The 4,961-nt window shown below is 63.2% G+C and carries 6 protein-coding genes; 3 read left to right on the top strand and 3 right to left on the bottom strand.

From position 1 onward, the window contains the following. The first annotated feature begins 187 nt into the window (after positions 1-187). On the top strand, positions 188-1,153 hold the full coding sequence (locus EN925_RS23255) for a Gfo/Idh/MocA family oxidoreductase (RefSeq protein ID WP_013529902.1): 966 nt from the start codon (positions 188-190) through the stop codon (positions 1,151-1,153). A 56-nt stretch (positions 1,154-1,209) separates the two neighbouring features. Here the strand turns inward: EN925_RS23255 and mnmA are convergent, their stop codons facing one another. Beyond that, a complete protein-coding gene (gene mnmA, locus EN925_RS23250) occupies positions 1,210-2,400 on the bottom strand; it encodes a tRNA 2-thiouridine(34) synthase MnmA (protein ID WP_127368632.1) in 1,191 nt (396 codons plus the stop codon). A 289-nt stretch (positions 2,401-2,689) separates the two neighbouring features. Between mnmA and EN925_RS23245 the strand changes: the two genes are divergently transcribed. Next, on the top strand, positions 2,690-2,965 hold the full coding sequence (locus tag EN925_RS23245) for a DUF1153 domain-containing protein (protein WP_013529904.1): 276 nt from the start codon (positions 2,690-2,692) through the stop codon (positions 2,963-2,965). A 69-nt stretch (positions 2,966-3,034) separates the two neighbouring features. Here EN925_RS23245 and EN925_RS23240 read toward each other — a convergent pair whose 3' ends face one another. Then, complete coding sequence (locus EN925_RS23240) at positions 3,035-3,961, bottom strand: NADP-dependent oxidoreductase (protein WP_127368631.1); 927 nt, start codon at positions 3,959-3,961, stop codon at positions 3,035-3,037. A 90-nt stretch (positions 3,962-4,051) separates the two neighbouring features. On the opposite strand from EN925_RS23240, the gene EN925_RS23235 reads away from it, so the two are divergent. After that, positions 4,052-4,450: a helix-turn-helix domain-containing protein gene (locus tag EN925_RS23235; protein ID WP_127368630.1), complete on the top strand. Its 399-nt coding sequence runs from the start codon at positions 4,052-4,054 to the stop codon at positions 4,448-4,450. Between the two features lie 97 nt (positions 4,451-4,547). Here EN925_RS23235 and EN925_RS23230 read toward each other — a convergent pair whose 3' ends face one another. Next, the gene (locus tag EN925_RS23230; RefSeq protein ID WP_013529907.1) at positions 4,548-4,925 is read right to left on the bottom strand and encodes a flagellar export protein FliJ; all 378 of its coding nucleotides are present in this window, start codon (positions 4,923-4,925) and stop codon (positions 4,548-4,550) included. Positions 4,926-4,961: the final 36 nt, after the last annotated feature.

Below are 4,961 nucleotides of genomic sequence, written 5' to 3'. Positions count from 1 at the left end.
TTCGCCAAGGTCGCGCGGATATAAGGTTGGGAGGGCGAGCCTGTCAAGCTTCGAAGCAACCGGCTTGCCGGCTTATCGTCATTATCGAAAAGCTTTGCCGCGGCGACATTTGGTTGTCGCCGCCGGGGTTGAGTTCGAAGGGGCACGTCGCTATGTCTCGGCCACGAGTTTTTAGAGTTTGAAACAGATGAAGCCGCGCATAGCAGTCCTCGGTTGCGGATACTGGGGCAGCAACCACATCCGCACTCTCAAGGCGCTCGGCGCGCTGCACGCGGTCTCCGATACCAACCGGGCCCGCGCGGAAGGCTTTGCCAGCGAGCAGGACTGCCTGGCGATCGAGCCGGACCAGCTGTTCGTCCGCGACGATATCGACGCCATCGTCATGGCGCTGCCGCCGCAGTTCCATGCCGACCTTGCGGTACGTGCCGTCGAGAACGGCAAGGACGTGCTGGTGGAAAAGCCGATCGCGCTGACGGTGGCGGATGCCGAGCGTGCGGTGCAGGCGGCCAAGGACAATGGCCGCGTCTTCATGGTCGGCCATGTCCTGCGGTTCCACCCCGCCTTCGAGACGCTGAAGGGGCTGATCGACAAGGGCGAACTCGGGGAGGTCCGCTACATCCACTCTCACCGGCTCGGCCTCGGCAAGTTCCACACAGAGAACGACGCGCTGTGGGACCTGGCGCCGCACGATCTGTCGATGATCCTGGCGATCACCGGCACGGAGCCGATCGAGGTGCGCGGCGAGGGGGCCGCCCTGCTCGACAATCTCAGCGACTTCGCGCATCTGCACATGCGCTTCCCCAACGGCCTGCGCAGCCATCTTTTCACCTCGCGTCTCAATCCCTATCGCGAGCGGCGGCTGACCGTGGTCGGCACCAAGGCAATGGCGGTGTTCGACGACGTCGAGCCATGGGAACGCAAGCTGGCCGTCTACCGCCACGCGGTGTGGCAGGACAGCGGCCAATGGGCCTTCACCACCAATGAGCCGTCCTATGTCGCGGTTGCCCAGGGCATGCCGCTGACGCGCGAGCTGGAGCATTTCATCCAGTGCATCGAGACGCGTGCCGAACCGCGTACCAGCGGCGAGGAAGCGATCAGGGTGCTGCGCATCCTGACCGCCGGCACGGTCACCCACACCAAGTCGAATTCCTGAAGCGCGGATTATTCGGCAGGAAACTTATTCGGCAAGAATCTTATTCCGCGGGAATCCTATTCCGCGGGAATCTGGGCCGGCCGGGCGGCAAGCCGGGTCAGCATGGCCTCGGCCTCGGCGCCACGCTCCGATCGCTCGATGAAGCCGCCGCCGAACACGCGGGCCTCGTTGCCGTCATCGGAGTAGAGCACGCAGGCCTGGCCCGGCGCGATGCCGGACTCGCCGTCGACCAGCTCCACCCATGTGGCACCGGCACGATGATGCAGCACGGCCGGGCGCGGCGGCCGCGTCGAGCGGACCTTGGCGAACAGTTCCAGGCCGCCGGCAGGGACGTCTGTGAGCGGTCCGTCGCCCAGCCAGTTCATATTGCGCAGATAGATCTTGTGCGTCTCCAGCGCCTCGCGCGGGCCAACCACGACGCGAGCCCGGTCGGCATCGAGATGGACGACGTAAAGCGGCTCGCCGGAAGCGATGCCGATGCCACGGCGCTGGCCGATCGTGTAGCGCAGGATGCCCTCATGGCGGCCGAGCACGCGGCCGTCGATGTGGACGATGTCGCCCGGATTGGCCGCAGTTGGCTTCAGCTTGGCGATGATGTCGGAATACTTGCCCTGCGGCACGAAGCAGATGTCCTGGCTGTCCTGCTTGGTGGCAACCGCCAGCCCCATCTCCTCAGCGATGGCGCGAACCTGAGGCTTCGACAGGCCGCCGAGGGGAAAGCGCAGATAATCGATTTGCGCCTGCGTGGTGGCGAACAGGAAATAGCTCTGGTCACGCTCGGCGTCGACCGGACGGTAGAGCGCGCGCTGGGCGCCATTGGCGCCGGAACGGATGTAGTGGCCGGTGGCCAGCGCGTCGGCGCCGAGCTCCTTGGCGGTGGCCAGGAGGTCGGCGAACTTCACCGTCTGGTTGCAGGAAACGCACGGGATCGGCGTCTCGCCGGCGACGTAGCTTTCGGCGAAGGGATCGATGACCGCCTTGCGGAAGCGTTCCTCGTAGTCGAGCACATAATGGGGGATGCCGAGCGTCTCGGAGACACGGCGGGCATCGTCGATGTCCTGCCCCGCGCAGCATGAGCCGGCCCGGTGCGTCGCCGCGCCGTGGTCGTAGAGCTGCAAGGTGACGCCGACAACGTCGTAGCCCTCGCGTTTCAGCAGGCCGGCGACGACCGATGAATCGACACCGCCGGACATGGCGACGACGATGCGGGTGTTTTCGGGACGTCCGGGAAGATCGAGACTGTTCATGATGCTTTCGTTCTGCGCGGCGCCTCAATGCCAATGTCGAGAATATAGGTCAAGCTTTACCGGCGCGCCAGCGTGCAGGGCGATTCACCGTTTGTGGCCGATCTTCGCCAATGGATGCATTTTCCCCCGGCAAATCAGGGTTTGCGGGCAGATGTTTCAAATGCCGGCGAAAAGACTAACGCGGCGTTCATGATCCTTACCTAGTCATTAGGGTCTGCTTAGGCAATTTTTAAAGCTGTGGCGGTAACGTGGCGGGGATTGGGTCTTTGAGTTTTTTGTAGAGAGTACGATGACCGATCTGGTTAGACCGAGAGTCAAATATGTTATCGGGCCTGACGGCAGCCCTCTTACGATTGCCGATCTGCCGCCGACCAATACACGTCGCTGGGTTATCCGGCGTAAGGCGGAAGTGGTTGCGGCCGTGCGCGGCGGGCTTTTGAGCTTGGACGAGGCATGCCAACGCTACAAGCTCACCACCGAGGAATTCCTGTCCTGGCAGGCGTCGATCGACGAATACGGCCTTGCCGGGCTGCGCACGACACGCATCCAGCAATACCGGCACTGACCGTTGCGAATTTAGATGAAGGGCGCGGCTAACCCCGCGCCCTTCTGTTTTTCACGGTCACCGTTCCGCTCAGAGCGACAGCACAACCTTGCCGATCGGCTTGGTGGCAAGGAAGGCGTGAGCGGCCCCCGCCTGGTCCAGTGGGAAGCTCTTCGCCACATGGACGGTGATCTTGTTGGCATCGATCAACCGAGCCAGTTCCAGCAGGCCCTCCCTGTCGGGCACGACCGACATACGCTCGACCCGAATATCGCGCGCACTGGCCTGCGCCCTGGTGTCGTCGCTGACATCGAGCAATGACACCAGCACGCCGCCACGCTTGAGCACCTTCAGTGAGCGTTGGGCGTGGTCGCCCCCCATTGGATCCAGCACCAGATCGATGTCGCGAACCTGGTCGGTGAAATCGCCCTTGGTGTAGTCGATGACCTCGTCGGCGCCAAGTTTGCGGACGAAATCGAGCTTGCCCGGGCTGGCCGTGGCGACGACGTAGGCGCCGCGCGCCTTGGCGATCTGCACCGCCAGATGACCGACGCCGCCGGCTCCCGCATGCACCAATACGCGCTGCCCCGATTTCAGCCCGCCGTGGCGAACAAGCCCTTGCCAGGCGGTGAGGCCGGCCAGCGGCAAGGCGCCTGCCTCGAGGTGGCCCGCGCCCTTCGGCTTCAGTGTGATTTGATCGGCAGGTACGGCAACCAACTCGGCATAGGCGGCGGCCTGCTTGGGAAAGCGCGGCATCCCGAACACCTCGTCGCCGATCTTGAAGCCGGTGACGCCGGCGCCGAGTGCTTCGACAGTTCCCGAGATATCCCAACCCAGGATGAAGGGCGGCTCGCCGAGCAAGGGGTAGTAGCCGGCACGGACGGCGCCATCGACCGGATTGATGCCCGCGGCCTTGACACCGACCAGCACTTCGCCGGCCTCTGGCGTGGGATCGGGCTGATCGGCGATGACAAGGACGTCGGGTCCGCCGACGGAATTCTGGATAGCGGCACGCATTGAGATGTCTCCTGCTCGGTTGATGCCACTATCATTTGGATAGTAATAGCCCCTTGTCCAGTATGTACCTTCCTGATACATACGCACCTCATGGATAGTGAAGATGATTGCGGTTTCGGCTATGACGCGTTCCGGCGGACGTGTCCTTCGCACACGGTGCTGGAGATGCTGGCCAGCAAATGGGTCTATCTGGTGGTTTGCGCGCTGCGCAAAGGCCGGCTGCGCAATGGCGAGCTTGCCCGGAAGCTTGACGGCATCACGCCGAAGATGCTGACGCAGACGCTGCGCGTGCTCGAGCGCGACGGATTGGTACGGCGCGAGATCTTTCCGGTCATTCCGCCGCGCGTCGAATATGAATTGACCGAGCTCGGTCAGAACCTGGCGGGACTGCTTACCCAGATCAGGTCATGGGCGGAGCAGCATGCGCCGGATATCAAGGATGCCCGTGCAAAGGCAATTGCCGAGAATGAAGGGGATTGGGCCGCGTAGGGCGGTTTTCATTCTTCTGGGCGTATTCCCGCCGGGCCGCAAGCCGCGACAATGCGCCAGTCCGATGGCGAGCGTTGACGTCGCCAAGGGCAGGGTTTTAGCCGATCATGGCGCTGCGGCCACCGACTTCGGCTTCGCGGATCTTCGTGTCGCGCGATTCCAGCATTTCCGCTTTGGAAAGCTCCGCTTCAGCTTCGCCGAGTAATGATTCGGCGGCGCTTCGCTGCTGGGCGAGGTCGCTTTGGGAATTCCTGAGATTGTCGCGGCGCAGGCGAGCCGCCTTGGCGAAGGTCGGATAGGCGAAATGGTTGATGTCGGTGATGCCGGCCTTCTTTTCCTCGGCGGTAATCTGAAGCTCCAGCTCGACGGCCATGCGTTCGAACTCGGCGATCATCATGTCGAGCTGCAGCAGCTGCCGCCGCTTCTCATTCACCTGAAACTGTTTCAGCCGAACGAGGTTTTCACGTGACTTCAGGATTCGGTACGCCCGGAAACGCGGACCCGCACTGAT

The sequence above is a fragment of the Mesorhizobium sp. M7A.F.Ca.US.006.04.2.1 genome (genome assembly GCF_004022915.1).
In the GTDB taxonomy this organism is placed as follows: Bacteria; Pseudomonadota; Alphaproteobacteria; order Rhizobiales; family Rhizobiaceae; genus Mesorhizobium; species Mesorhizobium ciceri.
Note: the sequence above shows the minus strand (reverse complement) of the source record. Positions and strands in the feature narration are given on the sequence as shown.

Excerpts from the sequence above, each read along its gene's own strand:
- EN925_RS23240 (WP_127368631.1), bottom strand. The coding sequence starts at position 3,961 with ATGCGTGCCGCTATCCAGAATTCCGTCGGCGGACCCGACGTCCTTGTC.
- EN925_RS23245 (WP_013529904.1), top strand. The coding sequence starts at position 2,690 with ATGACCGATCTGGTTAGACCGAGAGTCAAATATGTTATCGGGCCTGAC.
- EN925_RS23235 (WP_127368630.1), top strand. The coding sequence starts at position 4,052 with ATGGATAGTGAAGATGATTGCGGTTTCGGCTATGACGCGTTCCGGCGG.
- mnmA (WP_127368632.1), bottom strand. The coding sequence starts at position 2,400 with ATGAACAGTCTCGATCTTCCCGGACGTCCCGAAAACACCCGCATCGTC.
- EN925_RS23255 (WP_013529902.1), top strand. The coding sequence starts at position 188 with ATGAAGCCGCGCATAGCAGTCCTCGGTTGCGGATACTGGGGCAGCAAC.